Annotated in this window: 3 protein-coding genes and 2 pseudogenes; 2 read left to right on the forward strand and 3 right to left on the reverse strand. The window is 64.0% G+C overall.

Translation table 11 applies throughout. From position 1 onward, the window contains the following. The first annotated feature begins 374 nt into the window (after positions 1 to 374). Positions 375 to 1,253, forward strand: coding sequence for an SDR family NAD(P)-dependent oxidoreductase (locus tag GOALK_RS11005; protein WP_075863886.1), 879 nt, complete (start codon positions 375 to 377; stop codon positions 1,251 to 1,253). Here the strand turns inward: GOALK_RS11005 and GOALK_RS24635 are convergent. From GOALK_RS24635 to GOALK_RS11015, 3 genes and pseudogenes are all read right to left on the reverse strand, one after another. Next, positions 1,209 to 1,541, reverse strand: a pseudogene (locus GOALK_RS24635) (mycothiol-dependent nitroreductase Rv2466c family protein); the annotation flags it as partial. The gene GOALK_RS11005 and the pseudogene GOALK_RS24635 sit on opposite strands and share 45 nt — an antisense overlap. A 276-nt stretch (positions 1,542 to 1,817) precedes the next feature. Next, positions 1,818 to 2,183 (reverse strand): DUF302 domain-containing protein, encoded by a 366-nt coding sequence (locus GOALK_RS11010; protein WP_006358895.1) that lies wholly within the window; start codon positions 2,181 to 2,183, stop codon positions 1,818 to 1,820. 49 nt (positions 2,184 to 2,232) lie between these two features. Beyond that, positions 2,233 to 2,979 (reverse strand): Csf3-related protein, encoded by a 747-nt coding sequence (locus tag GOALK_RS11015; protein WP_231381070.1) that lies wholly within the window; start codon positions 2,977 to 2,979, stop codon positions 2,233 to 2,235. 238 nt (positions 2,980 to 3,217) lie between these two features. On the opposite strand from GOALK_RS11015, the pseudogene GOALK_RS11020 reads away from it, so the two are divergent. Continuing rightward, positions 3,218 to 3,570 (forward strand): annotated as a pseudogene (locus GOALK_RS11020) (hypothetical protein); the annotation flags it as partial.

Genomic DNA, 3,570 nt, shown 5'->3' on the forward strand with positions numbered 1-3,570 from the left:
ACCGGGCTGACCTAAAGCATCGGATGCACGCGTGTTCGTACGAGCAGCGCGTAACGTAAGGTCGCTCGCCGGTTCTGAGTTCGACTTTTCAGGTCCCCTCGTTGCAAGCTGGGACCTGTGGCCACAGCGGTCCACGTTTACATTCTTTGATCGCCAGCGCTCGCCTGACGTACAGAGATCGACACGTTGTTCCGTTAGGCGATGTAATCGCCTGCAGCACAACTTTGTTCGGGGAAAAGATGCGGAATCGGTTCCGGCTGCGCTGGATTCGCTGGTGAAGCCAGCGGCAGCGATCGCGCCGACAGACAGCGTTTGCACCCCAGCGGACGGCCGGGCACTGGTGCTGCGGGGCCTCGTGATCTACGGTTCCACCCATGGTGACAGTAGCCGTGAAATACGTGCCAGCCCGAGTCGCGCATACTGCTTTACAACGACCACGCACGCCGGTCGAGCTCGTCAACACACTTCGCACCAGATCGCCGGCTAAACGGCTACAAAACTTGACCGTCCTCGTCACTGGCTCGTCGTCGGGCATCGGTGCTGCGGCAGCTGAAGAGTTCGCCCGTCGTGGAGCCCACGTCCTGACGGTGGCGCGTCGTGCCGACAGCCTCGACGAACTCGTCACGCGTATCCGGGCCGAGGGCGGCTATGCCGACACCTGTCCGGGGGATCTCTCCGATACCGACGACACAGCTCGCTTGATCCAGTACGTGCTCGATAAATACGGCTGCCCGGACATCGTCGTGAACAACGCCGGGCGGTCGATTCGCCGCGAGGTCCTCGACTCGACTGATCGGCTACACGATTATCAGCGCACCATGGCGGTCAACTACTTCGGTCCCGTGCAACTGACGTTAGGGTTCCTACCTGCCATGAAGGAGCGCGGCAGCGGTCACTTCATCAACGTGTCCACCTGGGGTATCCCGATGGGCGCCATGCCAAAGTTCTCGGCATACGCGGGATCGAAGGCCGCGATTACCGCTTTCGGACGCAGCATAGCGTCGGAGTTGCGCGGCACAGGGGTCTCTGTGACGACAGTCTTTTTCCCGCTCGTCCGGACACCGATGATCGAGCCCACCGACGAATACCACCACACTCCCGCGCTCACTGCGGCTGAAGCTGCGGCCTGGCTTGTGCACGCGGCTGTCTACCGCGATCTGGAGGTCATGCCGCGAGTGGCACGGCTTCTCCGACAAGTCGGCGCGGCATCATCGAGAATCGCGGACGGGCTTGTAGAACGCAATGCGCCCTGACGTGTATGCCCCAGATAGTGGCCCCGGCGAGTTGATCAACTTGCTCGGGGGTCGATATGCGTGGACACGGGATAGCTGACTCATTCGGTGCGATCCACCGGAGCCGCCGAGACCGTCTTGGCTTTCCCGGTGAGCGACGCACACTGCGCTGACGTAGGTGGAGTCGTGGAGATTGTCGGCGAGCTGGGGATCGAGGCCGCTTTCGGAGAGCGCGTCGGCCACCATTGCTGTGGTGACGTCGGCGCTCTGGTGGTGCACACGCTGCCCCGGGGCGGTGCAGAGCGGTCCGAGTGCCTGTCGCCGGTCCTGTCATGTGCAGCGGCCAGGACACAACCCAGCCTGCGAGAGACCGCTATGTGGTGCTGTTGCTGGTGCTCAGGAACATCTGCGCCCTCGTTGAGCACTGCCAAACTCATTTGCCGCCAATCAATCTCGATGTCGGCGCCGCGCGGCGTTGAGCAGCCACCGTGAGGCGGCCAAGGCGAACGGGCATGCCGGGTCAAGATGGAATGTCCCTGCGCTCATAGGTACTCGTTGCGGTCGCGGACTGTTGGACGTGTTTACTCACGTGGAGGCTATGGCTTCCAATGCCGCGATAGCGGCCGAGAGTTTGGCTGACGCGTCGGTGGCCACCGGTGCAAGTTCGGCTTCCCCGGAGACCTCGACCATCAGGTCGGGATTCATCGCTTCGACGATCGAGTTTGATCGATTGGTGGCGTCGGTGCGGACCACGACATTGCAGGGCAACAGCAGACCGATCTGCCGATTGACTCCCAGAGCGCGATGGGCCAAAGGTGGATTACAAGCCTCCAGGATCAGGTAATTTTCCATGTCCACATCGAGCTTTGTTCTCAGGGTGTCTTTGACGTTGATCTCGGTGAGGATCGATCCGACCCACAGCCGGCCACGCCGGCGGCGAGGACCGCGCACGCCGCGATCACCGCAGTGCGCGTCGTGGCTCGGCCGCCCCGCACGCGGGTCACCGCTGCGCCTCGTCGGGTGCGGGCAGATAGGCCGCGTCCGCGTGGCGGCTGGGGTGGGCGTACGGCGCCCGGACCGCGATCCGGGAACGCCCACCGTGGACGATGTCCGGGCGGTCAGCGACGCACGGTGCCGGGGTGCTGCGGCCCAGGACGCCGGGGTGGTGTTCGTGGCCAGCGGACCAGACGTCGTCGCCGGGTGCCGGTTCGATGGTCCAGGCGGTGACGCGGCCTTCGCCGCTGGTGCGGTACTTGCCGATATCGGTGACCTCGGCGAGCAGCTCGGTGATCTTCCCGGGGTCGCCGACCGCGCGCCACGTCGCGGTCGCAGTGATCGTCGCGGCGGCGGGGATCAGGCGTTTGCGGTAGTGCCCGCGGGCGTCTGAGACCGTGGAGGGTACCGAGGGTGAGAGGCGTTGCAGATCAGCGTGATCCGTACGGCTGGACCGCATACGTGGTTCGGGATATGGAGTGGTGGGGACGGTGTGGGCGAAGGTGCACATCCAGTGCCACGGCTGCCCGGCCTCGCAGCGCGCCAGCGGTAGCTCCAGGTCTTCGGGCACCGCGAGGGGGTCGTAGGTGAGGACCTCGCCGCGGGCGGCGGCCGCGGCTTTGTGGCGGTGCCAGAGCACCGAGGCCAGCAGCCCGTCGAGGCTGATGCCCCACGGGGTGCCGAAGCACACCCCGTGCGGCAGTTCGGCAGTTACTCTCAGCGGCATCTTCACGCTCTGACCCCTGGCGGTCACGTGCTGAGGTGCTGCACACAGCGAGCGGGCAGACGGTTGGCGAAGTGCAACCCCGCCCCGAGGGCGTTGCGGTCAATACGAATCCAAGTCCACACCCGCCCAGAATGCCAACGCCCGCCGGGTCAGTCGAGCACAGCACGAGCTGACCGGCCTCATCGTCGACCTACAGGCCCAAATCAGCGCCCAGATAGACTCCCCACAGCATACTGGATATGTCTCTTTGCGAGGGGTTACGAGAGTGATTGCGGTCGATACCCAGATCCAAGAGGTATGGAACCCAGAAACCAGAACACTCGCCACCGAGGCGTGGCAGTGCTACAACAGCGGCGCCGTACGCGCGAGCATCACCATCACGTGGACAGCCGTGACCACCGATCTCATCGCCAAGATCGGGTCCCTGGCAGACGACGGCGACAGAGACGCCATCGACCTTCGAGAGGAAATTGAAAAGGCTCAGGACCACGGCCTAACCCCCCAGGGCACCAGCGCAATGCAGAGGATCGAGAACAAGCTACTCGATAGCGCTCAACTCCTAGAACTGATCGACAGCGTGGATAAACGTGCGCTGGAACGCATCCGCGAAGACCGAAA

It is taken from the genome of Gordonia alkanivorans NBRC 16433 (assembly GCF_000225505.1).
Lineage (GTDB): Bacteria > Actinomycetota > Actinomycetes > Mycobacteriales > Mycobacteriaceae > Gordonia > Gordonia alkanivorans.

What these genes read in the sequence shown, in the direction of transcription:
- GOALK_RS11005 (WP_075863886.1), top strand. Translation starts at nt 375, where the DNA reads ATGGTGACAGTAGCCGTGAAATACGTGCCAGCCCGAGTCGCGCATACT.